This window comes from Streptomyces sp. PH10-H1 (assembly GCF_030063355.1).
In the GTDB taxonomy this organism is placed as follows: Bacteria; Actinomycetota; Actinomycetes; order Streptomycetales; family Streptomycetaceae; genus Actinacidiphila.
In genome coordinates, this window is record NZ_JASISZ010000007.1 from 132,487 (window position 1) to 159,172 (window position 26,686).

Below are 26,686 nucleotides of genomic sequence, written 5' to 3' on the forward strand. Positions count from 1 at the left end.
GTCCTCAATCGCCGGAGTAGAAGCGGCGGTGACCGGGGAGGTTGTCGTCCCAGACGACCGCGGCGCCGCGCTCCTCCAGGCGCCGGGCGAAGGCCGTGATGCCCTCGACCCTGATGCCCGGATGGGCCTTCCTGGCGGGACGGAAGCCCTCCTCGATGCCGATGTGGATCTGGGCGGCGCCGGAGCCGAACCAGCACCCGCCCCGCGCGGCGAGCATCGGCGGCTTGCGGAGTTCGGTCATGCCGAGCACGTCCCCGTAGTACGCCCGGAGCGCGTCCTCGCTGCCGGGAGGCGCCGCGAGCTGTACATGGTCGAGAGAGCTGATCATGCCGGCACCCCGCCCTTGCGCGCGACGACGAAGATCCGCCGGAACGGGAAGACGGTGCCGTGCGGACCGGAGGGATACGCCGTGCGCAGCAGCTCGCCGTACTCGCCGAGGAACGCGTCGCGGGCGGCGCCGTCGCCCGCCAGGGCGGTCAGTACGGGGCGCAGCGCGGTGCCCTTGGTCCATTCGAGCACCGGGTCCTCGCCCTGCAGGTGGTGCAGATAGGTGGTCTCCCAGACATCGGTCTCACAGCCGAGGCAGGTCAGGCGCTGGAAGTACTCCTCCGGTTCGAGGATGAGGACGCGGCGCTCGGCGAGACCGCCCAGCCGGGCGCGCCAGCGCGGGGTCGCGCACAGCCCAGCGAGGATGGCGTGGCTGGGAGCGGTGTAGTTGCCGGGCACCTGGAAGGCGAGCGTGCCGCCCGGAGCCAGTCCGTCGAGCCAGGCGGGGAACCGTTCGGCGTGGCCCTCGACCCACTGCAGGGCGGCGTTGGAGACGATGAGGTCGTACGTCTCCTCGGGCGCCCAGAGCGCGGCGTCGGCGGGCCGGAAGTCGACGTGCCCGCCGCCGGGGGTGGGGCCGGCGTAGACGCGGGCCGCGTCCAGCATCTGGGGCGAGTTGTCGAAACCGGTGATGCGGGCGGCGGGCCAGCGCCCGGTGAGCAGCGTGGTGACATTGCCGGGACCGCAGCCGACATCCGCGATGCGCGGGGCCCGGCCCGGGAGGGCGGGTACGCGGGCGAGGAGTTCATGGAACGGGCGGGTGCGGTGGTCGGTGTGGTGCAGGTACTGCTGCGGGTCCCAGGCGGGTGCTGCTGCCGGCACGTTTCTGCCTCCCTGACGGATCTGGTGATGTCCCTGCGCGTCCCTACGCTGCCTCAATTATTATCTTGACGTCAAGAGACTTCATATCGACAGAACCACTACACTGATCGTCATGGAGGACGAGGTCGACCGGCTGGTCGCTGCATGGCGCCGAGAGCGCCCCGACCTCGACGTGGAACCACTCGAGGTGCTCAGCCGCGTCAGCCGGCTGGCACGGCACCTCGACCGGGCACGGCGGCTCGCCTTTTCCGAGCACAGTCTCGAACCCTGGGAGTTCGACGTGCTCACCTCGCTGCGCCGCACCGGACCCCCGTACCAGCTCTCCCCCGGGCAGCTGCTCACGCAGACGCTCGTCACCTCCGGCACCATGACCAACCGGATCGACAGGCTCGCCAAGAAGGGCCTGGTGGAACGGCTGCCGGATCCATCGGACCGCCGCGGAGTACTCGTCCGGCTCACGCCGGAGGGACGCGAGCGCGCCGACCAGGCACTGGCCGGACTGCTCGCCCAGGAACGGTCCATCCTCGGTGAACTGACGGACCGGCAGCGCCGCGACCTCGCCGCCCTGCTACGACAGCTGACCGCTCCGTTCGACAACATCCCCGGCTGACGGGACCAGCTCCACCGGGCCGACCCCGGCCCGGCGCGCCAGCGCGACCGCCGCCAGTGTCGAGTGCACGCCCAGCTTCCCCAGCACGTTCTGCATATGGGTGCGGACTGTGTGCGGCGACAGGAACAGCCGCTCGGCGACCGCCTTGCGGCCCAGCCCCGCCACCATGCAGCGCAGCACCTCCTGCTCGCGCGGCGTCAGCGACTCCACCAGCCGCTCGCTCTCGGTCCGGTGCCGGCGGGCGGCCGTGAGCTCCCGCAGCACTCCGGTGAGCAGCGCGGGCGGCAGATGCGTCTCGTCCCGCAGCACGCCGCGCATCACGGCCAGCAGCCGCGACAGCGAACAGTCCTTGGCGACCCAGCCGGAGGCCCCGGCCTGCAGCGCGCGGGCCGCGCGCCTGGCGTCGTCCCGCTCGGCCAGGACCACGGTGCGGGTCGTGGGGTGCTCGGACCTGACCCGTTCGACCAGCCCGATACCGTCGATCAGATGGTCGGGAACCGCGAGCACGGCCGGGCTGCCCGGATGATCCGCCCGCCGCGGCTCCGGAACGATCCGCGGCACCGCGGCCAGCGTGGCGGCCACGCCGGCCACGCTTCCCGGTGGACGGAACACGGCGCCGAGGTCGGCGTCCACCAACAGCACGTCATACCTGCGGTTGTCCGCCACCGCGCGCTCCAGACAACGCTGCGCGGCAGGACCGCTGCCGGCCGCCGACACATCGACGTCCGGCTCCGCCGCGAGTGCGGCTGCGAGTGATTCGGCGAAGATCCGGTGGTCGTCTACGACGAGAACACGAATGCGTCCCACGGGCCCCACTCCCGGCATATTGCGCTCCCCCACGGTTGAGGTTCGGATCGCATCGGATTAGGCGCCCGGAACGGGATCTTCCACCACAGCCCCGCACGACCGCCGCCGTACCGGACCTGCGGCGCCCGTTCCGGGTGCCGAATCCTTGCGTCTCGCCCCCTGAAAAGCACCGGCCCCCACCGGCGCTGTCACAGAAGCGTAGGGGCCGGGGCCACCAATAGCGCCCGATTGGCAGAAGTCGGTTGGGACCAGCGGATGCATTCAGCCAACAACCGGGGCGCGCGGGGCGGCTGTTACGCCGTCCGACGACGCGAAGGCCGCCCTCGAACGCCGGGCGGGCTGATTTCGGGCGCTGGCGCACGTGCATTCAGCCCCGCCGGCGTTTGAGGCGACACGGACCGGTCGGCGGTTGAGGGATCCGCTCGGCCACGGCTGTGGTGGCAGGTCGGTGACTACCGCACGCGGTGGGCGCCCGCCGAGGGGATGGCGGTGAAGACGCGCGGCTCGTGGTGGCCGCCGGCGGCGAACGCCGACGTGATCGCGTCGGTGATCTTGTCGGCGGCGTCGCTGTCCGCGAGGACGATGGCCGAGCCGCCGAAGCCGCCGCCCGTCATCCGCGCCCCCAGCGCGCCGCAGGCGATCGCGGTGTCGACGACGAGGTCCAACTCCGGGCAGGAGATGCGGAAGTCGTCACGCAGGGAGACATGTCCCGCCGTGAGCACCGGGCCGATGTCGCGGGTGCGGCCCGCGTCGAGGAGCTCGATAACCTGCTCGACGCGGTGGTTCTCGGTGACGATGTGCCGGACGAGCCCGGGTACGCGGTCGTCGGGACCGCCGTGACCGCCGTCGCGCAGCCGGTCGAGCGCGGCGTCCAGTCCGTCGAAGGGGATGTCGCGCAGTGCGGGGACGCCGAGCGCGGCGGCGCCCGCCTCGCACCCGGCGCGGCGCTCACCGTAGGAACCGTCGCTGTGGGCGTGCTTGACGCGGGTGTCCACGACCAGCAGCCGCATGCCTTCGGCGGCGAGATCCAGCGGCACCTGGCGCTGGGAGCCGTCCCGGGTGTCCACGAACAGGGCGTGGCCCTCCGTACAGCAGGCGGACGCCGTCTGATCCATGATGCCGGTGGGGGCGCCGACGTAGACGTTCTCGGCGCGCTGGCACAGCAGGGCCGTTCTCGGCCGCTCGATGCCGAGTCCGTGCAGGCCGTCTAGGGCGAGCGCGGTGACGACCTCCAGCGCGGCGGAGGAGGACAGACCGGCGCCGGCGGGGACCGTGCTCTCGTAGTGGATGTCGGCGCCGGTGAGGCGGTGGCCCGCCTCCCGCAGCGCCCACACCACCCCGGCGGGGTACGAGGCCCAGCCGTCGTCGCGGCCGGGCGTCAGTTCGTCGAGGCGCAGTTCGACGATGCCGCCGGGCGCGTCGGCGGAGTGCACTCGCAGCAGCCCGTCGGCACGGCGGGCGACCGTGGCGACGGTGGTGTGCGGCAGCGCGAACGGCATCACGAAGCCGTCGTTGTAGTCGGTGTGCTCGCCGATCAGATTCACCCGCCCCGGGGCGGCCCAAACGCCCTCCGGCGCGACGCCGAACACCTTCTCGAACACGGTCACTTGACGGTCTCCTGATTCTCCCGGCGCCCAGGGCGCACGTCGCGCACCCGGCGCTCGTCGCGTTCCCCGCGCTGCGCGAACACCCACGCATCGCCGACGATTTCGGCGAGATCCGTACGGGTCGGCCGCCAGCCCAGCAGCCGCCGGGCCCGGTCGGCGGAGGCGACGAGCACGGCCGGATCGCCACCGCGGCGCGGCGCGATGATCTCGGGGACCGGGCGGCCGGTGACCTGACGGACCGTCTCGACGACCTGGCGGACGGAGAAGCCCGCACCGTTGCCGAGGTTGCAGATCAGGTGCTCGCCCGTGGCGGCCACGGACAGCGCGAGCAGATGCGCCTGCGCGAGGTCGGCGACATGGATGTAGTCGCGGACGCAGGTGCCGTCGGGGGTCGGATAGTCGTCGCCATAGACGGAGATCGCCTCACGGCGGCCCTGCGCGACCTGCAGAACCAGCGGGATGAGGTGCGACTCGGGGTCGTGCCGCTCGCCGATCATGTCCCCGGAGAGAGCGCCGTACGCACCGGCCACGTTGAAGTAGCGCAGGGACACCGCGGACAGCCCGTGCGCGGCGGCCTCACCGGTGATCATGTGGTCGACGGCGAGCTTGGTGGCACCGTACGGATTGGTCGGCTCGGTCGGGTCGTCCTCGGTGATCGGGACGGACCGCGGCTCGCCGTAGGTCGCCGCGGTGGAGGAGAAGACCAGGCGGCGCACCCCGCACTCGCGCATGGCGGCGAGGAGTTCCATGGTGCCCGCCACGTTGTTGCGCCAGTACGTGCCCGGGTCGGCGACCGACTCGCCGACCTGCGAGGAGGCGGCGAAGTGCAGCACGGCGTCGTACGAGGAGTCGAGCACCTTGTCCGCGTCCTGGACCCGGCCCTCGACGAAGTGCGCGCCCGCCGGAACGCCCTCGCGGAAGCCCGTCGACAGGTCGTCGAGGACGGTGACCCGGTGACCGGCTTCCAGCAGATGCGCCGTGACGACGCTGCCGATGTAACCGGCACCGCCGGTCACCAGGACCTTCATGGGGGTGCTCACTGGCTCGCTACCTCTCGCAGTCGCTGTGCCGCGGTCTCCGGTGGCACGTCGTTGATGAACACACTCATGCCGGATTCGGAACCCGCGAGAAACTTCAGCTTGCCGGAAGTGCGGCGGACGGTGAAAAGCTCGAGGTGCAGCGCGAAATCGCGCCGGTCCGCCGCTCCGAATGGCGCCTGGTGCCATCCGGCGATGTACGGGGTGCGCGGTTCGCCCTCCCCGAAGATCCGGTCGAAGCGCCTCAAGAGTTCCAGATAGACATGTGGGAACTCTGTGCGTGCGTCCTCGTCGAGACCCAGCAGGTCCGGCACCCGGCGGTTGGGGTAGAGGTGCACCTCGTAGGGCCAGTGCGCCGCGAAGGGGACGAACGCCGTCCAGTGCTCGCCCTTCAGGACGATACGACGGCCGTCGGCGCGTTCACCGGCGAGTACGTCGTCGAAGAGATTGCCGCCGCCGGTGCGCTCCCGGTGCGCGGCCAGCGAGCGCAGCATCAGCTCGGTGCGCGGGGTGACGAACGGATAGGCGTAGATCTGGCCGTGCGGGTGGCCGAGGGTGACGCCGATCTCCTTGCCGCGGTTCTCGAAGCAGAAGACCTGCTCGACGCCCGGGAGTTGGGACAATTCGGCGGTGCGATCGGTCCAGGCGCCGAGCACCAGCCGGACCTGCTCGGGGGAGAGATCGGCGAACGAGGCGTCGTGGTCGGAGGTGAAGCAGACGACCTCGCAGCGGCCGGCGTCGCCCGCGAGGGAGGGAAAGCGGTTCTCGAAGACGACGACGTCGTAGTCGGCGGCCGGGATCTCGCTGAGCCGGCCGTCGCGCGAGGGGCACAGCGGGCACTCGTCGGCCGGCGGGTGGTAGATGCGGCCCTGGCGGTGGGAGGCGACGGCGACGGTGTCGCCCAGCAGCGGATCACGACGGAGCTCGGCGGAGGTGGCGACCGGGTCCAGCGGTCTGCGGTCCACGGCATCGCGGACCGCGTCGTCACGCGAGTCGTAGTAGAGCAGCTCACGGCCGTCCGCCAGCCGGGTCGTCGTCTTCTTCACTACGAAGGCCCCTCACCAGACTCACTCAACAGAACCGCGCACAATGAATCACAACACAACAGTGGCGTCAATGCGCAGGCCAGGACACGCCGACTTGGCGATGCCCCCGCGCGGGGCACGGGGGCATGCGGAGACCGGCGGACCGGGTCGGTGAGCGGGGGCGGCGGACGTGCGGCAGACGTGCGGCGGACTGTCGAGTCCGCCCGGCTACAGCGGCGCGGGCCCGCCGCCGGCAGCGGTGTTCCCTGCCGCGACCCGGTCCAGCAGCCCCGTACGGGCCGCGAGCGCGGCGGCCTCCAGCCGGGAGCCGACGCCGAGTTTCATGAGCACCCGCTGTACATGCGTGCGCGCGGTACTGGGGGCGATCCTCATCCCGGCCGCGATCAGCCGGGTGTCCTCCCCCTCAGCGACCCGCATCAGTACCTCGACCTCGCGCGGGGTGAGCATCTGCAGCAGCCGGCTGCCCTCGTCGTCGGGCTCCTCCACCGGATTCAGCAGCTCCGCGAAGGCGCCCTGCAGCAGCTGCGGCGACACCGCGACCTCACCGGCCCTGGCCTTCACCATCGCCCGCTCGACGCCCTCGATGCGCTCGTCCTGCCGTACATAGCCCGACGCACCGGCCGCGAACGCCGCCGCGATCCCGCGCGGGCTCGGCACCGGCCCCAGGACGACCACGGCCACCGCGGGCCGGTCGCGCTTGACCCGCGAAACGGTCTCGAACACCCCTGGATCGGCGGGGGCCGACGTGCCGATCAGACACACCTCGGGCGACCTGCTCAGTACGAGATCGGCTGCCCCCGCGACGGGTGCGGCCGCGGCCAGCACCCGGTGGCCGCGCAGTTTCAGTGCCGAAGCGAGCGCCTCCGCGAGCAGCCGGTGGTCGTCGATGACGACAAGACGTACGCCCATACCGCGTTCCCCCATCCCCCCGAGGAGCGATCAGGGCCAGTCCCGGCGCCCCCACGTCCTGCCCCCACTTGTACGTAGCGCACGGCCCGCCCGGTGTCCCGGCGGTGACCCACGGCAGGCCCGGGTCTAGCCCCGGAAGCTACACGTTTGTTCGACGCCGCGCGCCCCTTACCGGTAAGAAGCTTCCCTCAATTCCGAAATACCCGTCATTGATGGCCGGTTCACACCCGCCCAGGTCACATCGTGTACAAGTCGGGCCCACAACGAGGCGGATGTCTCGTTGTGGGCCCGTCAGTGCGGTGCTGGGGGTTTGGCTCAGCTTCAAGCTCAGCTCGGCTCAGCTGAAGTCGGCGATCGCCTTGTCCGTCAGATCGCTCTTCGCGGAGATCGACGTGGCGGTGAGCAGGAAGTGCCCGTTGTGCAGCCACTGGTAGCTGTACGAGTCCAGGAAGTCGTTCTCGGTCTTCTGGGTGTCCGAGGCGAACTTCATGTACGGCGTGTTCTTCTGTGTCTTCGGGTCCATCGCGTAGAGCCCGCCGGGCTTGTCGTACGTCGACTTCTGGTACGCGATGACCTTGCCGTTCTCGATGGCGACGACGGTCGTCTCGGCCGCGACGTCAGGCTTCGCGGTCCACAGCGGCTTTCCGGTCTTCAGGTCGATGGCGGCGATCTCGTTGGTCTGGCCGTAGGAGGCGCCATCGGCCTTGTGCGTCTTCGTCGGGGTGTAGAGCGTCGTGCCGTCGATCGCGAAGTCGAAGCAGCGGCCCTCACCGGGCATCCGGCAGTGGATGCCGTAGTTGCCCTCGTAGCCGCCGTTGCCCAGCGAGGTGTGGCCGACCAGCTTGCCGTTCTCCAGGTACATGAGGTCGGACATCAGGCTGTTCGAGGCGCCGATCCCGATGACCACCGGATCGGTGGACACGATGTTGGAGAGCTCGGTGCCCGCCGACACCTGCCAGGACCAGGTCTTCTTGTAGGTCGTGGGGTCGATGCCCTGGACGTAGACCTCTTTGGTGCCCTCGCACGCGACCACGGCGAGCAGCTGCTTGCCGCCCGCGTAGCCCTTGTCCTGGCACTTCGAGGACGGAACGGGCGCCCAGATCTGCTCATGGGTGCTGATCTTGTACGCGGCCGAGCCATGAATCCAGGAGACCGCCGCGACATCACCGCTGACCGCGACCTGCGAGTAGATGAACGCGGTGGAGGTGGAACCCGGCGCGATGGGCAGCGGCACCTCCCACAGCTTCGTGCCCTTGGCGATGTCGACGGCCATCAGCAGTTCGCAGTTGGCGCCGAACTGGATCACGACACGGTCGTTGGAGGCGTCGTCCGACGCCGGGCAGGACTTGCCCGTGATCGGAATCGACCACTTCTCCTTGCCGCCGTTGAGCACATACCCCTTGATGGAGTCCGGCATCGTCTTGACGAAGGTGTCGCCGGTGAACCAGGCGTTCGGAACGCGGGCGGTGATCTCGTCCAGGGGCGGCCGCTGGGCGGTCGCGGTCCAGCCGACCTTGGCGTGAATGAGGCCCTGCGGCTTGTCGTTGCCACCGCTGCTGGTGCCGCCGTCGGTGCCGGCCGAACTCTTCTTCGCCTCGGGCAGCTCTTTGCCGTCATCGCCCTTGGTCGCGAACCACACACCGCCGCCGATCACCAGCACCGCGGCGACGACCGCGGCGATGATCGTGATGAGCCTGCCGTTGCCACCGCTGCCGCCGCCCTGGCCGGGGGGCGGTGTGTACACGGTCTGCGGGCCGCCCGGCGGCGGGTTCGGCGGGTAGCCGTACTGCGGCGGCTGCCCGGGCGGCGGCGCCTGCGGATAGCCGTACTGCTGCTGCGGTTGCTGGGGCGGCTGCTGCTGCGCGTACGGGTTCTGACCCGGCGGCACCGGCTGCGCGTACGGGTTGTCCGGGACCTGGCCCGCGGGCGGAGTCTGCGGATAGCCGTACTGCGGCTGCGGCGGCGGGCCTTGCGGGGCCTGCCCGGGCGGCGGGCCTTGCGGGGCCTGCGGGTTCAGCGCCGTCTGCGGGTACCCGTACTGCGGCGGCTGCCCGGGCGGCGGGCCCTGCGGCGGCGGGGCCTGCTGGGGAGGCGGTGGCACAGCGCCCTCAGGTTTCCCGAAGTTGGGCGGGTTGCCGGGCGGCGGGGGCGGCTGCGTCATCAGCAGGTCCTCATTCAGACAATACCAGTAAGGGTCAGGTAAGCGGGAGTTCTCTTTCTATCACTGCGCCCCTGCCACCCCACGCGCCAGCCCATGACCGTTACGCGCCCGCTACAAGCCGGGGCGCGCACGCCCCGGCCAAATCGGTATCTACTCGTCTTCCGCCGGCAACTACTCGTCGTCCGCCGGCAACTACTCGTCGTCCGCCAGCTCGAGCCAGCGCATCTCCAGCTCGTCGCGCTCATCGCGCAGCGCGCGCAGCTGGGCGTCCAGCTTCGCGACGCGCTCGAAATCCGTTGAGTCGTCCGCGATCTGCGTGTGCACCTTGGCCTCTTCCTGGCCGATGCGGTCGAGCCGGCGCTCGACCTTCTGCAGCTCCTTCTTCGCCGCCCGCTCGTCCCGGGACCCGGCGGCCCCCGCCACCTTGCCCTTCGCCGCGACCGGCGCGGGCGCCGACTCGGCGGCGATCCGGCGGCGGCGCTCCAGGTACTCGTCGACCCCGCGCGGCAACATGCGCAGCGTCGAATCGCCGAGCAGCGCCCAGACGTTGTCCGTCGTGCGCTCCAGGAAGAAACGGTCGTGGCTGATGACCACCATCGAGCCGGGCCATCCGTCGAGGACGTCCTCCAGCTGCGTCAGGGTCTCGATGTCGAGGTCGTTCGTCGGCTCGTCGAGGAACAGCACATTCGGCTCGTCCATCAGCAGCCGCAGGATCTGCAGCCGCCTCCGCTCGCCACCCGACAGGTCACCGACCGGCGTCCACTGCTTCTCCTTCGAGAAGCCGAACTGCTCGCACAGCTGGGACGCGGTCATCTCCTTGCCCTTGCCGAGGTCCACGCGCTGCTTCACGCTCTCCACGGCCTGCAGCACCCGCCACGTCGGGTCCACGTCCGCGACCTCCTGCGACAGGTACGCGAGCTTGACCGTCTTGCCCACGACGATCTTCCCGGCGGGCGGCTGCTCGTCCCCGTGGGAGTAAGCGGCCTCCGCCAGCGCCCGCAGCAGTGAGGTCTTGCCCGCGCCGTTCACGCCCACCAGGCCGATCCGGTCGCCCGGGCCGAGGTGCCACGTCAGATGCTTGAGCAGCACCTTCTCGCCGCCCTGGATCGTCACGTCGTCCAGCTCGAAGACGGTCTTCCCGAGCCGCGAGTTCGCGAACTTCATCAGCTCGGCACTGTCGCGCGGCGGTGGCACATCCGCGATCAGCTCGTTCGCGGCCTCGATGCGGTAGCGCGGCTTGCTGGTACGCGCCGGGGCGCCGCGGCGCAGCCACGCCAGCTCCTTGCGCATCAGGTTCTGCCGCTTGCCCTCTTCGGTCGCCGCGATCCGGTCGCGCTCGGCCCGCGCGAAGACGTAGTCGCTGTAGCCGCCCTCGTACTCGTGCACCGCACCGCTCTGCACGTCCCACATCCGGGTGCAGACCTGGTCCAGGAACCACCGGTCGTGAGTGACGCAGACCAGCGCGGAGCGCCGGACCTGGAGGTGCCCGGCCAGCCAGGCGATGCCCTCGACGTCGAGATGGTTGGTGGGCTCGTCGAGCACGACCAGGTCCTGCTCGTCGATCAGCAGCTTCGCCAGCGCGATCCTGCGCCGCTCACCACCCGACAGCGGCCCGATCACCGTGTCCAGCCCCTGCGGGAACCCCGGCAGGTCCAGCCCGCCGAACAACCCCGTCAGCACATCCCGGATCTTGGCGTCCCCGAGCCACTCGTGGTCCGCCTTGTCCCCGACCACCTCATGCCGGACGGTGGCCGCCGGGTCCAGGCTGTCGTGCTGCGTCAGCACCCCGAGCCGCAGCCCGCCCACGTGCGTGACCCGCCCGCTGTCCGGCTCCTCCAGCTGCGCGAGCATCCGGATCAGGGTCGTCTTCCCGTCGCCGTTACGGCCGACGACCCCGATGCGGTCGCCCTCCGAGACACCGAGGGAAACACCGTCGAGCAGCGCCCGGGTGCCGTAGACCTTTCCTACGGCCTCGACGTTGACGAGGTTGACGGCCACTTTTACTCCATGCTCGCGCGGAACGATCGATCTCCCAGGGTAGTCGCCACCGCCCACCACCCCGCGCCGCCAGCCCCTCCGGGGGCTGGCGGGGCCACCGCAGGCGGCGGCACGGCGCTCCTGGCCCGGGCGGAGGCGGGGGGCATGGCGGCCTATCACCAGCAGGCCCAACGGGTGCAGGGCCGCGTCGACCGGTCCAATGAGTGTTGGACGCAGCTCATGGAGGCCGCAGGTGCGTATGGGATCACGGAGCGGCAGGTAACTGCATTGCACGAGGTCGCGATGGTGGGCCGCGTCCGGCGCTCGCGCCATGAGAAGGCCGAGGCGATCAACACGCAGCAGGCAACGCGGGACCTGCAGGCCCTGACCAAGGCCCAGCTGGTGACCGCGGTGGGGCAGACCAAAGGGCGTCACTACGTGGCCGGACCCCGCTTCCCCCACAACGTGCTGGCCACCGCCCAGCGCCACCACACCATCGTCAATCCGTACTCCGCGTAGACGAAGGGGGTGGGTGGGTGTCCGAGACGGGGCAACGCATAGTGCCGGCGGGCGCGAACCGAGAGCCCCTGCCCGGGCCGGCCCAGGAGCCGCCGCAGGCGGACGTCCGCCGAACGGACCGCCCGCGTTGCCGCCCACCGCGGCGCGGTATCGGATGGAGCTGCACGTCACATCCCCGGCGGCACCGGTTGGTTCCGTCTGACGACAGGAAGCACCCATGCAGCAAGCACCCATGTATGTCCGCACCACCTACGCGACCGGCGACCCGGCCAAGATCGGAGCCGCGCTCGAAGCGCTCCGCAGCGAAGCCCCTGGCCTGCTCGCCGAGAACTCTGGATACCGCGGTTACGGGCTGTTCGCCGACCGCGAGATCGGCAAGATCATCATGGGCTCGTGGTGGGAGAGCGAGCAGGACCGCGCCAACAGCGACAAGCGGCTGCGCGAGCGCCGCGCGGCCCTGCTGGCGCCCTTCGCCGACACCGTGACCTTCGACAACTGGGAGGCGGCGGTGTACACCCAGACACCGCAGGTCTCCGCCGGCGCGGGCATGCGGCTCGGCCGCCTGGAGTTCGACCCGTCGAACGGCGACGCGTTCGTGCAGACGTACCGGGACGTGGGCCTGCCCAAGCTGGAGGCCCTCCCCGGGTTCGCCGGGTCGGCGCTCTTCATCGACCGCGCCGCGGGGCGAGCCACCGTGAGCCTGCTGTTCAAGGACAAAGCCGCTCTGGCCGCCTCCCGCGGGCCCAATTCGGCGGTCCGCGGGGAGAGCCTCGCCAAGGCGAAGGTCACCCTGCGCAGCATCGAGGAGTTCGAGGTGGTCCTGGTGGAGCGCAAGGCCCCGTAGACCGGGGCGCGGCGCGGGGCGCTTCGCGGGACGCGGGCGGCCGGGCGACCCGGTCGCCGGAGAACCGGGCCGCCGCCGCGTGGGGTTCATGTACGCGTGACCCCACGCGGCGCCCCGACGGTGGCCTACGCGGCCTGCTCGCCGGCCTTCACCGCCCGAAGGAACGCGCGGAGCAGCTCCTCGTGCGGGAGTGCGCAGACAGTTGGGGCGGATACGCGCTCGGGGAAGAGCTGTTCGGAATGTGCGGAAAGCTGCTGTGGTTCGAACTGGCGGCATAAGACCGGCCGGACGGAACGGAGCGGACCGGTGGGGGCTGGCGTTCAGACAGTGCGGAGTGCGCTTCTGCGTCGGGCGGAGGGCAGGGGGTGCGTCGCTGCGCTCCTGCCAAGGGATCACGGCTCGCTGCGCTCCCCGCACATCCCACCGCCTGAACCCCAGCCCCACGACCGCTGAACTCCTCAACCCCGCAGCACGTCCGGCGGGCAGGAGCGCCGCTCCGTCGGCGGGGGCCGGAAGCGATCCGGGCGCTGCGGCAGTCCGGAGGCCGCCAGGGCGTCGCTCAGCGGTTGAGGCCGAGGCGGGTGTCCTGGATGCGGGAGAGTTCCCGGATGGTGAGGATGGCGAAGACGGCGGCGCCGGCGGTGGCCAGGTCGGTGACGATGTCGAGGATGGCGCTGGTCTGCAGGGCCTGGGCCCAGCCCTGGACGTCCAGGGTTCCGTCCCTGAGCTTGCCGTACACGTCACCGGTATCCGCGTAGCGGGTGAAGCTGGCCTCGTCGGCTGCCCATTCCTTGTAGAAGCTGGACACGGTGGTGAGAGCGATGACAACGATCCATGCGGCCCACCAGGCGTTCACGAGGCGCCGGGGCCCGGAGGCGGGGTCGGTGGATTCGACGATGTCGTCGATGGTCTGTTTCGGGATCCAGAGATTGCCGACGGGGGCGAACCAGCCGCCGATCGCCCAGCCGGGAGAGCGGCGGTGCAGACCGGGGGCCATGACCTCGGCGTTGGCTCGGACGCGGCGGAACCACAGCAGAAAGGCAACGGTGGTCAACGTGATGGCGAGGGCGTACAGGAACTGGGTGGTCCGGTGAAAGCCGGTGTCGATGTGGCTGAGGTACGCGTGGGCGCGGATCGGGCTGGTGCCGGCCGCCGCGCTCATCTCGCTGAGATCCGAACGGTATTGGGCGTCGGAGACGGCCACCAGCACGTCGAGCACGCCGGTGATACCGAGGAGCACCGTGGCGACCATACCCAGACCGCCGGCTCGGGCGGGTCTGAGTCGAAGGTTGGTGGCGTACTTGGGCGCACGTTCTGCGAGTGGCATGGACATGAACCGCAGACTATGAGCGGTGATGATCTCGCCACAATGAGTTTCGACGCCGGATTCGCAGAGCCGGGAACCACCGGCTACCCGTTGACGATCATGGCTCCGGTGGCGGGGGACGAGGTGACTCGGGCTGTGCGGCAAGTGCCGGATGTGGTCAGGGCTTCGGCGATCCTCTCTGCCTCCCCGGCGGTTCCGGCGAGGAAGGCGCAGGTGGGGCCCGAGCCCGAGACCAGGGCGGCGAGGGCGCCGGCTTCGGTGCCGGCGCGGAGGGTGTCGGTGAGGGCAGGCCGCAGGGAGAGCGCGGCGGGCTGCAGGTCGTTGCTCAGGGTGGCGGCGAGCGCGGCCGGGTCGCCGGAGGCGAGGGCTGCGAGGAGGGCGGGGGCCGGTTCGGGGCCGGGGATGTCGGCCGTGGTGGCGCCCGTACCGGACGCTTCGCGCAGCCGGTCGCATTCGCGGTAGACGGCCGGGGTGGACAGACCGCCGTCCGCGACGGCGAAGACCCAGTGGAAGGGCCCCCGGACGTCGAGCGGGGTGAGGATCTCGCCCCGGCCACGCCCCAGCGCGGCGCCGCCGATCAGGCTGAACGGCACGTCGCTGCCCAACTCCGCGCAGATGTCGAGCAGTTCGGCCTGCGGGGTGTTCAGACCCCACAGCGCGTCGCAGGCGAGCAGCGCGCCCGCGCCGTCCGCGCTGCCGCCCGCCATGCCGCCCGCGACGGGGATGTCCTTGGCGATGTGGATGTGGACGGCAGGCTCGATGCCGTGCCGCGCGGCGAGCGCGATGGCGGCGCGGGCCGCCAGGTTCGTCTCGTCCAGCGGGATCTGGGCGGCGTCCGGTCCTGACGCCGTGATCCGCAGACTGTCGGCGGACGTCACCGTGACGTCGTCGTACAGGCCCACGGCGAGGAACACGTTCGCCAGGTCGTGAAAACCGTCGGGCCGCAGGCCACCCACCGCGAGCTGCGCGTTGACCTTGGCCGGGACCCGGACGGTGACCGACCCGACAGTGACCGGAGCACTCACTTCGCGTCCTCCGCCACGGCCGGCTTGTGCCCGGCCGGCTTGTGCTCGGCGATGGCCGCGAACTCCTCGACGGTGAGGGCCTCACCGCGTGCCTGCGGCGAGATGCCGGCCGCGACGAGCGCGGCTTCGGCGGCCGGAGCGGAGCCCGCCCAGCCCGCGAGCGCGGCCCGCAGGGTCTTACGGCGCTGGGCGAAGGCCGCGTCGACGACCGCGAAGACCTCACGGCGGGTTGCCGTCGTCTTCAGCGGCTCGTGGCGCACCAGCGATACGAGGCCGGAATCGACGTTGGGCGCGGGCCAGAAGACGTTGCGGCCGATGGACCCGGCGCGCTTGACGTCCGCGTACCAGTTCGCCTTCACCGAGGGCACGCCGTAGACCTTGTTGCCGGGCTTGGCGGCCAGCCGGTCCGCGACCTCGGCCTGCACCATGACGAGGGTGCGTTCGATCGTCGGGAACGTCGCGAGCATGTGCAGCAGCACGGGGACGGCCACGTTGTACGGCAGGTTCGCGACCATCGCCGTCGGCGGCGGTCCCGGAAGCTCGGCGACCTGCATCGCGTCGTTGTGCACGAGCGCGAAGCGGTCGGCGCGAGCGGGCATCCGGGCCACGATGGTGGGGGTGAGCGCGCCGGCCAGCACATCGTCGATCTCGATCGCCGTGACCCGGTCCGCCGCCTCCAGCAGCGCCAGCGTCAGCGACCCGAGTCCCGGGCCCACCTCCACGACCGTGTCGTCCGGCCGCACACCGGCCGTGCGCACGATGCGCCGCACCGTGTTCGCGTCGATGACGAAGTTCTGGCCCCGCTGCTTGGTGGGGCGTACGCCCAGCGCGGCGGCCAGTTCGCGGATGTCGGCGGGACCGAGGAGGGCGGCGTCGGGCTCAGTGGTGCTCACGTACTCAGCGTACGGGCCCTACCGCCCGCCTCAAGCCGGGCCCTGACCGGGCGGTCGAGGCGGGTGGGCCCGGTCCCGTGGGCGGGGGGCGTTCCCGGGCGCGGGTGCACTTCGCGGCCGCCGACGCACCGACGACTGCGTCAGCCGCCCAGTTTGCGGCCGCAGACCGGCCAGGGGCTGGCGCCTCGTTGGATGTAGAGCCTTTTGGCGCGGAAGGTCTGCTCGCCGGCGGGGGCGTCCTGGGGGCGGCCGGCGCCGCCGAGGCTGTGCCAGGTCTGGGTGTCGAACTGGTAGAGGCCGCCGTAGGTGCCGGAGGGGTCGACGGCGTTGGGGCGGCCGCCGGCCTCGCAGTGGGCGAGGCCCTGCCAGTTCAGGCCCTCGGTTCCGGCGACCGTGGTCGGGAGCGCCTTGGTGCCGGTCCTGACGACCTGGGTGACGGGCTCCTTGACGATGTCGGAGTCGGTCACCTTGGGCCGCTGCTTCACGCCGTTGACCGTGCGGAAGGCGTACGTGACGCGGCGGACGCCCGCCCTGCCCGGGATGTCGACGGCCTCGGTGCCCTGGAACAGGGTGGCGTCCTTGTGCTTCTCCGTGCGGAACGGCACCGGTTCCTCGCGCACCTCCTCGGTGCCGGAGATGCGCAGCACGGAGATGGTCTGCCCCTCGCGCGGGAAGCTGTCGGGGTCGACGGAGGTGGTGTCCTGGTTCTGCAGGGTGATGCCGGACTGGGCGACGGCCTCGCGGACGGTGGCGGCGTTGGTGCGTACCGTCCGCTCGCGGCCGTCGGCGAGGAAGGTGACGGTCCGCTCGGTGCGTACGTCGAGGTCGAGGCCGTGCCGGCCGATGGACGAGCTCCGGGAGGCGGACAGGTGCGCGCCCTCGGCGCGGACACCGAGCTCGCGCAGCGCCTCGTCGACGGTGCCGGCCGTGGTCCACAACTGGCGGCGATGACCGTCGAGGGTGAGGGAGACGGGGCGGCCGTAGCGGACCACGATCTCGTCACCGTCGTGCAGTTCGGCCTGCCGCCCGGGCGCGACGAGGTCGTGCTCGCCCACCGGAACGCCCTGCTGCTCCAGCACCTCCTCGACGTCACCGGCGAAGGTGTGGAGGGTGCGCGGTTCGCCGTCGACGGTGAGGCGGACGTCCTTGTCACCGGCGAGGAAGGCGACGGTTCCGCCGGCCAGGAACGCGACGACGAGGGCCTGCGGCAGCAGCTTACGCAACGTGTCGGGGCGGGGGGCGGGGGCCGGGGCGTCGCCCGGCACCGATCCGGATCCCGATCCCAATCCCGGGCCTGACTCTGAAGCCGACGTCGCGACCGACGACCGCGACGCGGACCGTTTGCCGTTTCTGGTGGCCTGGCGGGCGGCGGTCCTGGCCCCCACCGGCGCCGCAGGGTGAAGGGGAGCCGGGTCCAGGTCCGTGACCGGGGGCAGAAGGGCGGTCGCCGCCTCGTCGGCCCACGCCGGGCTCCGCGCGGCGCCCCACTCGGACTGATGCGGCAGCCGGGTGCCCATGCCTCCCTGCGGTTCGGCGTCGAAGCGCCCGGCCCCGGCTGCGGCTGTGGCGCCCGCCCCGGCGCCGGCTCCGCCGCGTGCCGCTCGGTAGGTGCCCTGCGCATTGCTCACGACGACTCCACAGGTCCGACGGTCCCCGATCCGGACCGGGACCATAGCGGAGCCTGCGTCACTCTCCAAAACCATACGAACACACTGTGTCGCGTCCGAAGTGGGTCGGGAGACGGAACGGGAGGCGGTCGGGGAAGGGCGTCAGTAGCCGAAGACCCGTGCCGTATTGGCTCCGACGGCCCTCGCCAGGTCGTCCTCGGGGAGCTGCTTCACCGCGGCCATCGCCCGCAAAGTGACCGGAATGAGATAGGGCGCGTTAGGCCGACCGCGGTACGGGACCGGGGTGAGGAAGGGCGCGTCCGTCTCGAGCAGCAGCAGTTCCAGCGGCGCGACGGCGACCGCGTCGCGCAGCTCCTGGGCGGACTTGTAGGTGACGTTGCCGGCGAAGGACATGTAGTAGCCCTTGTCGGCGCAGACCCGGGCCATGGCGGCGTCGCCCGAATAGCAGTGGAAGAGGACGGTGCCGGGCGCGCCCTCCTCGTCGAGGATGCGCAGGACGTCGGCGTGCGCCTCGCGATCGTGGATCACGAGCGCCTTGCCGTGCTCCTTGGCGATCGCGATATGACGGCGGAACGAGTACTGCTGGGCCTCGACGCCTTCGGGGCCGGTGCGGAAGTAGTCCAGGCCGGTCTCGCCGACGCCACGCACCTGGGGAAGCGCGGCGAGCGCGGCGATCCGGTCGAGGGCGTCGTCGAGGGCTGTGTCGCCGCCCGGGGTGCGGGCGCCCTGGCGGGACCAGCCGTCCGGGTCGCCGTGGACGATCCGGGGCGCTTCGTTGGGGTGCAGGGCGACGGTGGCCCACACGTTCGCGTGAAGGGCGGCGGTCTCGGCCGCCCATTGCGAACCCTTCAGGTCGCAGCCGACCTGGATGAGCGTGGTGACCCCGACAGCGGCGGCCTTGGCCAGAGCTTCCTCGACCGTCCTTTCCTGCATGTCGAGGTGGGTGTGCGAGTCGGCGACCGGGACCCGCAGCGGCTCGGGCGCCGGCGGGGCCGCGATCTTCTCGTTCTTCGGGGACATGCCCCGATCCTAGAGAGGCCCGCAGCGCAGAGGCCACGGAGCCCACGGAGCCCACGGAGGCCACAGGAGCCTACGGAGTGCCTGCGGAGGCCTGCGAACGGGCCTTAGGTGGTACGGACGGGCCTGCGGACAGGTCCGGAGGGTCCAGAGGGCGGCGGGTCAGGAGGGCGGAGGGTCAGGAGGGCGGCGGGTCAGGAGGGCGGCGGGTCAGGCGGTGCCCGCCTCTCCGTGCTTGCGGTGCAGGAGGTGCAGAACGGACCAGTGGTGGGTGCGGTGCACACCGCGTTCGCCGGCGGGGGTGTCCCACAGGGACGCCACATCGGAGACCTGGCCCGATCGCATGATCCGCACGAGGTGTCCACCGCAGTTCAGGCAGGTCGGGCGGGTCAGCGGCGACGGCACCTTCTCGCCGTCGGTGGTGTACGTGACGTAGGGGTGGCCCTTCGCGTCGACGTGATGCTCGATGTCGTACGACTGCTCCCAGCCGTGACCGCAGCGGAGGCAGGCGAACGCATACGCCTCGCCGACCGTGCTGTCGGTTCCGATGGTCTCGCTCATGGCAGCTCCTGTTGCCCTCCGGACGGGGCGTCCGGAGCGGGTCTTCCCACTACCAGCGAACGCCTTTCCGGCCGATACCGCAGCAGGGGTATCCGACTCTTGGGGCAGATTTGGGCTGTATGTGGGGAGTGCACGACATTGCTTTACCCTCGTCCGAGTTTAGGCACGTGGCACACGTCACCGCACTTAATAATGCCCTGCATTAGAATACCTCCATGGCGAGAACATCAGGACCCGAGACCCGCCGCAAACTGCTCCGCGCCGCCGAGGAACTCTTCGCGGCCAAAGGCGTCGACGGCGCCCTGACCCGCGACATCACCCGTCTCGCGGGACAGTCCAACCCCTCCGCCGTGCAGTACCACTTCGGATCGCGCCAGGGTCTGCTCGACGCCGTCATGGCCGGGCGCCAGGAGCGGACGGAGGCGGCGCTCGCGCCGCGGCTCGCCGCGCTGCTCGCCGGCCCGGCGGGGGTGTCGCGACCCGAGCCTGAGCCGCGTGAGTTTCAACTGCGCGAGCCTGAACCGCGTAAGCCTCAACTGCGTGAGTTGCTCGCGGCCCTCATCGCCGCCGAGGCGACCGAACTCGCCACCGACAGCGGACGGCGCTGCCTGTTGATCTCCGCACAGCTCAGCCGTGAGAGCGGCGTCCGCACCCGCACCCCGCATCCGACACTGGCCGGCACCGGCTCCTGGCGGCTCATCCGTCTCGTCGAGGACCGCCTCGACCGGCTGCCGGAACCCGTACGGCTGGAACGCCTCGACCTCACGCTCACCCTGATCGGCGCGGCCCTGGGCGACCGGGCCCGCCAGTACCTCGACGGCACTCAGCCGCTCACCGACGAGGAGCTGTTCCTCGCCGACCTCGTCGGCACGACCACCGCCATGCTGCGCGCCCCGGCGCCGGGCGCACCCCCCCGCCTCGCCGACTCCGACCCCGACTCCAAGGGGAGACTGAACATGAACGATCTGACCGGCAAGACCGTCATCATCACGGCCTGGGCGCCGAGACCGCCCGCCAGGCGGACTCCGCGTCCTACGTGACGGGCGCCGAGCTCGCCGTGGACGGCGGCTGGACGGCCGGGCCGACGGTCAAGTACGTCATGGGCGAGTAGTTCGTAGCCGGTGACCCGTTGCGGTATCGGCGGCGGAACGTGCGGGGGCCCGGTACTGCTCAGGCTCCCGCTGTCGTGCCGGTTCCCGTGCCCGATCCCGATCCCGAGTCCGTTCCCGTGCCCGATCCCGAGTCCGTTCCCGCGCCCGATCCCGTTCCCCCGGCCTTGGCCGCGTTCTTCGCCGCCACCACCGCGTCGAAGACATCCCGCTTCGGCAGGCCGAGTTCCGCCGCCACCGCCACGATCGCCTCCTTGCGGCGCTCGCCCGCCTCCTCGCGCACCGCCACCCGGCGCACCAGTTCAGCCGGGCCGAGATCCGAGGGTCCCCGTTCCGGAGCGCCCTCCACGACGACGGTGATCTCGCCGCGTACGCCCTCGGCGGCCCAGGCCGCCAGCTCCTTCAGCGGGCCGCGCTTGATCTCCTCGTACGTCTTCGTCAGCTCGCGGCAGACCGCCGCGCGGCGATCGGCGCCGAACGCCTCCGCCATCGCGGCGAGCGTGTCGTCGATCCGGTGCGGCGCCTCGAAATACACCAGCGTGCGACGGTCGTCGGCCACCTCGCGCAACCGAGCCAGCCGCTCCCCTGCCTTGCGCGGCAGGAACCCCTCGAAACAGAACCGGTCGACGGGCAGGCCGGACAGCGCCAGCGCCGTCAGCACCGCCGACGGGCCCGGCACCGCCGTGACCCTGATGCCCTTCTCCACGGCCGCCGCCACCAAGCGGTAGCCGGGATCGGAGACGGACGGCATGCCCGCGTCCGTCACGAGCAGGACGCGGGCGCCGTTCTCCAGCGCCTCGACCAGCTCCGGGGTGCGCGCGCTCTCGTTGCCCTCGAAGTACGACACGACCCTGCCGGTCGTGTGCACGCCGAGGCCCTGCGTGAGGCGGCGCAGCCGCCGCGTGTCCTCCGCGGCGATCACTTCCGCCGCCGTCAGTTCGGCGGCGAGGCGCGGTGGCGCGTCCTGAATGTCGCCGATCGGGGTTCCCGCCAGTACCAGTACGCCTGCCGCTGAGCTAGTCACGGGGCTAGCTTCCCACCCGCCCGCCCTTTGCCCTCAATCGCCGGGCGGGCTGACCTTGTGGCCGCAAGCGCCGGCCGGGCTGAGACGGGGCTTCACCCGGCCGGCTGACCACGTGGCCGCAAGCGCCGGCCAGGCCGGGAGGGGGCGCCGGTGCCGGGAAATTGCGGACTCTTGCCGTATTGGAAGCGGAATCCGCATGCCGGGACCCGAACCGGCATGCGACTTCCCTACGATGGCCCGGTGACCAGTGACACCGCGACTCAGGCCGAACGGGACGAGGACCGCCTCCTCCCGGAGCCGCAGCCCAGCGCATGGCAGCGGCGGCTGCGCCGCTTCGGCTATACGGAGCGGCCGCGCGTGGATGTGCGCGACCGGTTGGTGGTGCCGTTTCCGGAGCGGGGCACGCGGATGTGGGGGTTGCTGGGGCTCGACCCCGCGGCGGCGTCGAGGGTGGCGCGGCTGACGGGGTGGGGCGGGCCGCTGCTGGTGGCACTGGTGGCGGGCGCGATCCGCTTCTGGCATCTGGGCAGTCCGCGCTCGGTGATATTCGACGAGACGTACTACGCGAAGGACGCGTGGTCACTGCTCCAGTACGGCTATGAGGGCACCTGGCCCGAAGGCAAGATCTCCAACGCGCAGATCCTGGCCCATCCGCAGGTGATCTCGCTGACGCACGATCCCAGCTATGTGGTGCACCCGCCGGTCGGCAAGTGGGTCATCGCCATCGGGGAGCAGCTGTTCGGCCTGAATCCCTTCGGCTGGCGGTTCATGGTCGCGCTGCTCGGCACGCTGTCGGTGCTGATGGTGTGCCGGATCGGCCGCCGGCTGTTCCGTTCGACGGCGCTCGGCTGTCTGGCCGGCGGGCTGCTGGCCGTGGACGGCCTGCATTACGTGATGAGCCGGACGTCACTGCTCGACCTGGTGATCATGTTCTTCGCGCTGGCCGCGTTCGGCTGCCTGGTCGTGGACCGCGACTGGTCGCGGGCCCGGCTGGCGGCGGCGCTGCCGGTCGGTGAGGACGGCGTGGCGAGCCCGGACCGCCGGACCGGCGACCGGGCCGGCATGGGCTGGCGGCCGTGGCGGCTCGCGGCCGGGCTGTTCCTGGGCCTGGCGTGCGCGAGCAAGTGGAACGGCCTGTACTTCCTGGCCGCGTTCGGGCTGATGACGATCCTGTGGGACGCCGGATCGCGCCGGGTGGCGGGCGCCAGGCGCCCGTACCTGGCGGTGCTGCGCAAGGACACCGCCTGGGCGTTCCTGTCGCTGGTGGTCGTCGCGGTGGGCACGTATCTGGCGTCCTGGACCGGCTGGTTCATGAGCAAGGACGGCTACGGACGCGACTGGGCGAAGCACCGCCAGGGCCTGTCCCCCGACCACATCAAGCTTCCGCTGATCGGCCGGATCGACCTCCACCAGTTCGACATGACGTGGATGCCGGACGCGCTGCGCAGCCTGTGGCACTACGAGTTCCAGGTCTACCAGTTCAACATCGGCCTCTCCACGCCGCACATGTACCAGTCGAACCCGTGGAGCTGGATGGTCCTCGGCCGCCCTGTCTCGTACTTCTACGAGTCGCCGAAGAACGGCCAGGACGGCTGCACCGCGGCCAAGGGCTGCGCCCGCGAGATCCTCGCGATCGGCACCCCCCTGCTGTGGTGGGCGGCCTGCTTCGCGCTGCTGTACCTGGTCTACCGCTGGGGCCTGCGCCGCGACTGGCGGGCGGGCGCGATCCTGTGCGGGGCGTTCGCCGGCTGGCTGCCCTGGTTCATCTACCAGGACCGCACGATCTTCCTCTTCTACGCGGTCGCCTTCGTCCCCTATCTGTGTCTCGCGGTCGCGATGATGGTCGGCGCGATCCTGGGTCCGCCGGGCGCCGACGAGAGACGGCGGATGTGGGGCGCGGTCGGCGCGGGCACGCTCGTGCTGCTGATTGTCTGGAACTTCATCTACTTCTTCCCGATCTACACGGCCCTGCCGATCTCCATGGACGCCTGGCATGCGCGGATGTGGTTCGACGCCTGGATCTGACCTGCTCAACGGCGCCGCGCAGCATCTAGGCGCGGCGCCGTTCGCGGTCATCGTTGGTCGTTGTCGGTCATCCGTGAGTGCCACCGGACGGCCCACAGACGGCCCGAGGAATTCACGCCGAGAGGCTGTCGATGTCAGCGCTTGACAAGCAGTCGCACGGCGGAGAGGGCTTGGCGACCGGTCCACCGCGCGCTAGCCCTCGATCTTGTTCTCGGCCTTGTGGCTCTTGCTCAGGCCATCCGCACTCGCGCCAACTCCCATACTCTTGGCGATTGTCAGGCACCCGACGCGAACTGCTCCATTGACTGCCGCTCGTCAAGAATGCTGTCAGCAGAGAACTGCCGCATCCAGAAGGGACCTCCCTCCTCATGCCTGTCGCCTCCCCTCGCACCTCCTGCAGTAGATGCGGAACCACGCTCAGTCGGACGAACACCGACACCTTGTGTAGCCCTTGCCGTCGCAGCGTTGGTGCCACAGGTACAGCGCAGCACGCAACCTCGTCCCGGGGCGACGGGCAGGTCCATTGGCTCAGCGCCGAAGGCGAGAGAAGTGCGCCACCGGACGGCTCGAACCTCGCTGCCGTCTTGAAGGCGTACCGGTCCCTTCACCAACTCAAGCAGCAGGATCTTGCCGACCTACTCGGCTACGACCAGTCTTACGTCTCGCTGTTGGAGCGAGGTAAGCGCACGATCCGAGACATGGACGAACTGCGCCGACTTGCGCAGGTCCTAGCGTTACCTGAGGACGAGTTGGGACTTCTCCCAGCAGTCGACGCCGCTGTCGCCACGAACATCGACTCGCCCAAGCATGGCGGCCCCAATCCGCTTGACGCGGTGGAAGACCAACGTCGGTGGCGGATGACTCGCCGTGAACTGAACCGCCACCGCAGCGACCTCACGGCGGCAGCGGCCCGGCTGTATCCGGATGTTGAACGGGCGGGGAACAGCACCGCCCTCACCAAGCCATCATGGATGTGGCCAAGTCCCGTGGACTTCGCCGACGTCGAACTCACGTGGCTGACTCAGCCGACACCTCCGCAAGTCCTTGGCAATGAGCCAGAAGCCGCAGGAGTTCGACCCCTCGCGCCACGAGGTGGCCGGTTCGACAGGTACTCACAGGCAATCCGGGTCATCGACCGACCGTCACTGTTTGTCAACCGCCCCAGCTTCCGCCTGCTCGACGTTGCTCAGGTCGACGGTCGGCCCAAACTGTCGTTCGGCTACACGACTTACTTCGACATGGCTGATGTCTGCGAAGGAGTAGCCCACGAGCTGGCGAAGGCATGGCTGGAGACGGGGAGCGACGCGGCATGGATGCACGCGCCAGAGTGGGACCCTCTCCCCCTACGGACCCTGGTGGGGGATCCCTTCGATCTCGCTCGCCGGCCGCTCCTGCCGTCTATCGACACCCTGACCATCCGGCTAGGGCCCGAGGGCGCGTCGTTCCCCTTGCACCATCGGTCAGCGAGCAACGTGGCGCTAGCTGGCGGGATTTACCACATCATGCCCGCAGGGGTCTTCCAGCCCTCATCCATCATGCCGTGGGACCAGTCCAACGACTTCAACCTCTGGCGCAACGTCCTCCGGGAGTATGCCGAGGAGTTTCTCGGAGACCCGGAAGCTGACGGCAGTAGCGGCGAGCCCATCGACTACGACGGAACCGAGCCCTTCCGATCCCTCAATGAGGCGCGACGTGAGGGCAAGGTCCGGCCGTACTGCTTCGGCATTGGACTAGACCCGCTCACACTCGCGGGTGAGATTCTGAGCGTGGTGGTCATCGACTCGGAGGTCTACGACTCGGTCTTCGCCGACATGGTCTCCCGGAACTCCGAAGGCACCGTCATCGCCGGCCGGACCGGGGAGGACACGGCGGGAATCGAGTTCACGGAGGCCAACATTCGCCGCCTATTGGACAATGAACCCCTCGCCTCCGCTGCTGCCGCATGCCTCGACCTGGCGTGGCAGCACCGGGGGCTCATCCTGGGCTGAAAGGGATCTCAGTGCGAGTACTTGTGACCGGGGCGTACGGCTTCGTCGGCAATGCCGTCGTGCGCCGACTCGTTGAGGCCAACCACCAAGTGGTGGCCCTAACCCATCGCCCGGCTGGTTCTGATCTGCCCGATCTTCCCGTGGCTCAGGTCTTCTATTGCGACATCCGAGACAAGACGGCTCTTCTGGGAGCCCTCGAAGGCGTCGACGGTGTTTGTCATCTTGCTGCGCTCACTCGGGTGCGTGAGTCCTTCGAGCGTCCCGAGGAATACCAGGCCGTCAACACTGGCGGCACAGTCGCGTTGCTCGACGCACTTGTCGAGCAGTCCGCCGGACGGCCGGCTCCCACGGTCGTCCTCGGCTCGACGGCAGCGGTCTACGGGGCTCCCGAGCATCAGCCCATCGGCGAAGACGCGGTCCCGGCGCCGACGAACCCCTACGGAACATCGAAGCTTGGTGCCGACGAAGCCCTTCGGCAGCGTGCCGAGAGTGGAGCTGTCAAGGGCGTGGCCCTGCGCTGCTTCAATATCGCGGGAGCGGTGCACGCAGTCGGAGACGGAGACGAGTCCCGAATCATCCCGAAGGCCCTGGCTGTCGCCGCTGGCCGATACCCACACCTGGAGATGAACGGCGACGGCAGCGCTGTCCGGGACTTCGTGCACGTCGATGACTTGGCGCGCGCCTACGTCCTCGCTCTTAGCGCCGTGACGGTGGCTCCCTATCGCATCTACAACGTAGGGGCCACCGCGGCGAGCATGCGAGAGATCGTTGCCACCGTCGAACGCGTGACGGGGAGAGCTGTGCCCGTCGTGCACCGACCCCCGCAGCCTGAGCCGCCGAAGCTTGTGGCAGATATCACGAGGATCACCAACGAACTGGGGTGGAAGCCCGAATGCTCCAACCTTGATCAGCTGATCATCGACAGTTGGTCAGCGGTGACGCAGGGCCCTCACTGAACCTCGGACAAGCGGCTCTTGACGCTGGCGGGAAGCGCATCGAATGCCGCGCGCCAGTGCTCAAGAGCCGCTCTCGTTGCGTCTGCATCGGCCTCAGCGTTGGCGAGCAAGTCGCGTAGGGCATCTTCCATCTCAATCCCCGCTCGAAGAACAGGCAGCGCCCAATCTGCGGCACCCTGAGAGTGATCAGCTAGGCGGGGAGGAAACTGCGCGAAGACCCCCTTGCCCTGGTGCCCAACGACGTAGCCCTCAGATCGCAGCAGCGACACAGCGTTCTTCACGACCGTGCTCGACGTTCCAGTGTCGTCAATCAGGACCTGCGTCGAAGGCAGTGCCACTCCGCTTGCCAACTTGCCACTACGGATGCGCTCTCGCAGGTCATCGGCTAGTTGGAGGTAGGCCGGCCGTCCTCGGAACTCGGTCATTGCAGTGATCCTCCAGTCAAGGTGTCGCACCTAGTACACCAG

Annotated in this window: 24 protein-coding genes and 1 pseudogene; 8 read left to right on the forward strand and 17 right to left on the reverse strand. The window is 70.3% G+C overall.

The window, feature by feature from the left end; all coding sequences use genetic code 11:
• Positions 1-4: 4 nt before the first annotated feature.
• Together QMK24_RS07370 and QMK24_RS07375 are read right to left on the reverse strand one after the other, a co-directional pair.
• Positions 5-328, reverse strand: coding sequence for a VOC family protein (locus tag QMK24_RS07370; RefSeq protein ID WP_283464404.1), 324 nt, complete (start codon positions 326-328; stop codon positions 5-7).
• Positions 325-1,149 carry a trans-aconitate 2-methyltransferase gene (locus QMK24_RS07375; protein ID WP_283464405.1) on the reverse strand — a complete coding sequence of 275 codons (825 nt, stop codon included), beginning with the start codon at positions 1,147-1,149 and terminating at the stop codon, positions 325-327. Before QMK24_RS07375 ends, QMK24_RS07370 begins: the two co-directional genes overlap by 4 nt.
• A 112-nt stretch (positions 1,150-1,261) precedes the next feature.
• Here QMK24_RS07375 and QMK24_RS07380 point away from each other — a divergent pair, with 112 nt between their 5' ends.
• On the forward strand, positions 1,262-1,759 hold the full coding sequence (locus QMK24_RS07380) for a MarR family winged helix-turn-helix transcriptional regulator (protein ID WP_283464406.1): 498 nt from the start codon (positions 1,262-1,264) through the stop codon (positions 1,757-1,759).
• Here the strand turns inward: QMK24_RS07380 and QMK24_RS07385 are convergent.
• The 7 genes from QMK24_RS07385 to QMK24_RS07415 all read right to left on the reverse strand — a co-directional run bounded on the left by QMK24_RS07385 (position 1,718) and on the right by QMK24_RS07415 (position 11,324).
• Positions 1,718-2,566 carry a response regulator transcription factor gene (locus tag QMK24_RS07385; RefSeq protein ID WP_283464408.1) on the reverse strand — a complete coding sequence of 283 codons (849 nt, stop codon included), beginning with the start codon at positions 2,564-2,566 and terminating at the stop codon, positions 1,718-1,720. The two genes, QMK24_RS07380 and QMK24_RS07385, sit on opposite strands and share 42 nt — an antisense overlap.
• A 452-nt stretch (positions 2,567-3,018) precedes the next feature.
• On the reverse strand, positions 3,019-4,173 hold the full coding sequence (galK, locus tag QMK24_RS07390) for a galactokinase (protein ID WP_283464409.1): 1,155 nt from the start codon (positions 4,171-4,173) through the stop codon (positions 3,019-3,021).
• The gene (gene galE, locus QMK24_RS07395) at positions 4,170-5,201 is read right to left on the reverse strand and encodes a UDP-glucose 4-epimerase GalE (protein ID WP_283464467.1); all 1,032 of its coding nucleotides are present in this window, start codon (positions 5,199-5,201) and stop codon (positions 4,170-4,172) included. The genes galK and galE overlap by 4 nt, the downstream gene beginning before the upstream one ends.
• 8 nt (positions 5,202-5,209) lie before the next feature.
• On the reverse strand, positions 5,210-6,256 hold the full coding sequence (gene galT, locus QMK24_RS07400; protein ID WP_283464410.1) for a galactose-1-phosphate uridylyltransferase: 1,047 nt from the start codon (positions 6,254-6,256) through the stop codon (positions 5,210-5,212).
• 207 nt (positions 6,257-6,463) lie between these two features.
• Positions 6,464-7,165, reverse strand: a complete 702-nt coding sequence (locus tag QMK24_RS07405) for a response regulator transcription factor (RefSeq protein ID WP_283464411.1) — start codon at positions 7,163-7,165, stop codon at positions 6,464-6,466.
• A 337-nt stretch (positions 7,166-7,502) separates the two neighbouring features.
• On the reverse strand, positions 7,503-9,326 hold the full coding sequence (locus QMK24_RS07410) for a hypothetical protein (protein WP_283464412.1): 1,824 nt from the start codon (positions 9,324-9,326) through the stop codon (positions 7,503-7,505).
• A gap of 192 nt (positions 9,327-9,518) precedes the next feature.
• Positions 9,519-11,324 (reverse strand): ABC-F family ATP-binding cassette domain-containing protein, encoded by a 1,806-nt coding sequence (locus QMK24_RS07415; RefSeq protein WP_283464413.1) that lies wholly within the window; start codon positions 11,322-11,324, stop codon positions 9,519-9,521.
• Positions 11,325-11,468: 144 nt separating this feature from the next.
• Between QMK24_RS07415 and QMK24_RS07420 the strand changes: the two genes are divergently transcribed.
• Together QMK24_RS07420 and QMK24_RS07425 are read left to right on the forward strand one after the other, a co-directional pair.
• The gene (locus QMK24_RS07420; RefSeq protein WP_283464414.1) at positions 11,469-11,822 is read left to right on the forward strand and encodes a hypothetical protein; all 354 of its coding nucleotides are present in this window, start codon (positions 11,469-11,471) and stop codon (positions 11,820-11,822) included.
• 217 nt (positions 11,823-12,039) lie between these two features.
• Positions 12,040-12,666, forward strand: a complete 627-nt coding sequence (locus tag QMK24_RS07425; RefSeq protein ID WP_283464415.1) for a hypothetical protein — start codon at positions 12,040-12,042, stop codon at positions 12,664-12,666.
• 559 nt (positions 12,667-13,225) lie between these two features.
• On the opposite strand, the gene QMK24_RS07435 is transcribed toward QMK24_RS07425, so the two are convergent.
• From QMK24_RS07435 to QMK24_RS07460, 6 genes are all read right to left on the reverse strand, one after another.
• Complete coding sequence (locus QMK24_RS07435; RefSeq protein ID WP_283464417.1) at positions 13,226-13,999, reverse strand: DUF4328 domain-containing protein; 774 nt, start codon at positions 13,997-13,999, stop codon at positions 13,226-13,228.
• A 77-nt stretch (positions 14,000-14,076) separates the two neighbouring features.
• Positions 14,077-15,018, reverse strand: a complete 942-nt coding sequence (locus tag QMK24_RS07440) for a 4-(cytidine 5'-diphospho)-2-C-methyl-D-erythritol kinase (protein WP_283464418.1) — start codon at positions 15,016-15,018, stop codon at positions 14,077-14,079.
• Entirely contained in the window at positions 15,015-15,911 is an 897-nt protein-coding gene (gene rsmA, locus QMK24_RS07445; RefSeq protein ID WP_283464419.1) for a 16S rRNA (adenine(1518)-N(6)/adenine(1519)-N(6))-dimethyltransferase RsmA, read from the reverse strand. Before rsmA ends, QMK24_RS07440 begins: the two co-directional genes overlap by 4 nt.
• A gap of 140 nt (positions 15,912-16,051) precedes the next feature.
• Entirely contained in the window at positions 16,052-17,539 is a 1,488-nt protein-coding gene (locus tag QMK24_RS07450) for a resuscitation-promoting factor (RefSeq protein ID WP_502962528.1), read from the reverse strand.
• A gap of 141 nt (positions 17,540-17,680) precedes the next feature.
• Positions 17,681-18,559, reverse strand: coding sequence for a TatD family hydrolase (locus tag QMK24_RS07455; RefSeq protein WP_283464420.1), 879 nt, complete (start codon positions 18,557-18,559; stop codon positions 17,681-17,683).
• 207 nt (positions 18,560-18,766) lie between these two features.
• Positions 18,767-19,117, reverse strand: a complete 351-nt coding sequence (locus QMK24_RS07460; protein WP_283464421.1) for a hypothetical protein — start codon at positions 19,115-19,117, stop codon at positions 18,767-18,769.
• A 215-nt stretch (positions 19,118-19,332) separates the two neighbouring features.
• Between QMK24_RS07460 and QMK24_RS07465 the strand changes: the two genes are divergently transcribed.
• A complete protein-coding gene (locus QMK24_RS07465; RefSeq protein ID WP_283464422.1) occupies positions 19,333-20,157 on the forward strand; it encodes a TetR/AcrR family transcriptional regulator in 825 nt (274 codons plus the stop codon).
• Positions 20,139-20,228: pseudogene (locus tag QMK24_RS07470) on the forward strand (3-alpha-hydroxysteroid dehydrogenase); the annotation flags it as partial. The gene QMK24_RS07465 and the pseudogene QMK24_RS07470, both read left to right, overlap by 19 nt.
• A gap of 59 nt (positions 20,229-20,287) precedes the next feature.
• Here the strand turns inward: QMK24_RS07470 and rsmI are convergent.
• Positions 20,288-21,250 (reverse strand): 16S rRNA (cytidine(1402)-2'-O)-methyltransferase, encoded by a 963-nt coding sequence (gene rsmI, locus QMK24_RS07475; protein ID WP_283464423.1) that lies wholly within the window; start codon positions 21,248-21,250, stop codon positions 20,288-20,290.
• A gap of 240 nt (positions 21,251-21,490) precedes the next feature.
• Here rsmI and QMK24_RS07480 point away from each other — a divergent pair, with 240 nt between their 5' ends.
• The 3 genes from QMK24_RS07480 (at position 21,491) to QMK24_RS07490 (ending at position 26,219) form a co-directional block, all read left to right on the forward strand.
• Entirely contained in the window at positions 21,491-23,275 is a 1,785-nt protein-coding gene (locus tag QMK24_RS07480; protein WP_283464424.1) for a dolichyl-phosphate-mannose--protein mannosyltransferase, read from the forward strand.
• A 368-nt stretch (positions 23,276-23,643) separates the two neighbouring features.
• Positions 23,644-25,263, forward strand: coding sequence for a helix-turn-helix domain-containing protein (locus QMK24_RS07485; RefSeq protein WP_283464425.1), 1,620 nt, complete (start codon positions 23,644-23,646; stop codon positions 25,261-25,263).
• Positions 25,264-25,274: 11 nt separating this feature from the next.
• Positions 25,275-26,219: an NAD-dependent epimerase/dehydratase family protein gene (locus tag QMK24_RS07490; protein ID WP_283464426.1), complete on the forward strand. Its 945-nt coding sequence runs from the start codon at positions 25,275-25,277 to the stop codon at positions 26,217-26,219.
• Here QMK24_RS07490 and QMK24_RS07495 read toward each other — a convergent pair.
• Entirely contained in the window at positions 26,213-26,644 is a 432-nt protein-coding gene (locus QMK24_RS07495) for a winged helix-turn-helix domain-containing protein (RefSeq protein WP_283464427.1), read from the reverse strand. The genes QMK24_RS07490 and QMK24_RS07495 overlap by 7 nt on opposite strands.
• Between the last annotated feature and the right edge of the window lie 42 nt (positions 26,645-26,686).

Coding starts and splice junctions, on each gene's coding strand:
- QMK24_RS07435 (WP_283464417.1), bottom strand. CDS start 13,999: ATGTCCATGCCACTCGCAGAACGTGCGCCCAAGTACGCCACCAACCTT.
- QMK24_RS07495 (WP_283464427.1), bottom strand. CDS start 26,644: ATGACCGAGTTCCGAGGACGGCCGGCCTACCTCCAACTAGCCGATGAC.
- QMK24_RS07410 (WP_283464412.1), bottom strand. CDS start 9,326: ATGACGCAGCCGCCCCCGCCGCCCGGCAACCCGCCCAACTTCGGGAAA.
- QMK24_RS07405 (WP_283464411.1), bottom strand. CDS start 7,165: ATGGGCGTACGTCTTGTCGTCATCGACGACCACCGGCTGCTCGCGGAG.
- QMK24_RS07485 (WP_283464425.1), top strand. CDS start 23,644: ATGCCTGTCGCCTCCCCTCGCACCTCCTGCAGTAGATGCGGAACCACG.
- QMK24_RS07465 (WP_283464422.1), top strand. CDS start 19,333: ATGGCGAGAACATCAGGACCCGAGACCCGCCGCAAACTGCTCCGCGCC.
- QMK24_RS07455 (WP_283464420.1), bottom strand. CDS start 18,559: ATGTCCCCGAAGAACGAGAAGATCGCGGCCCCGCCGGCGCCCGAGCCG.
- QMK24_RS07420 (WP_283464414.1), top strand. CDS start 11,469: ATGGCGGCCTATCACCAGCAGGCCCAACGGGTGCAGGGCCGCGTCGAC.
- QMK24_RS07425 (WP_283464415.1), top strand. CDS start 12,040: ATGCAGCAAGCACCCATGTATGTCCGCACCACCTACGCGACCGGCGAC.
- QMK24_RS07380 (WP_283464406.1), top strand. CDS start 1,262: ATGGAGGACGAGGTCGACCGGCTGGTCGCTGCATGGCGCCGAGAGCGC.
- QMK24_RS07460 (WP_283464421.1), bottom strand. CDS start 19,117: ATGAGCGAGACCATCGGAACCGACAGCACGGTCGGCGAGGCGTATGCG.
- QMK24_RS07370 (WP_283464404.1), bottom strand. CDS start 328: ATGATCAGCTCTCTCGACCATGTACAGCTCGCGGCGCCTCCCGGCAGC.
- galE (WP_283464467.1), bottom strand. CDS start 5,201: ATGAAGGTCCTGGTGACCGGCGGTGCCGGTTACATCGGCAGCGTCGTC.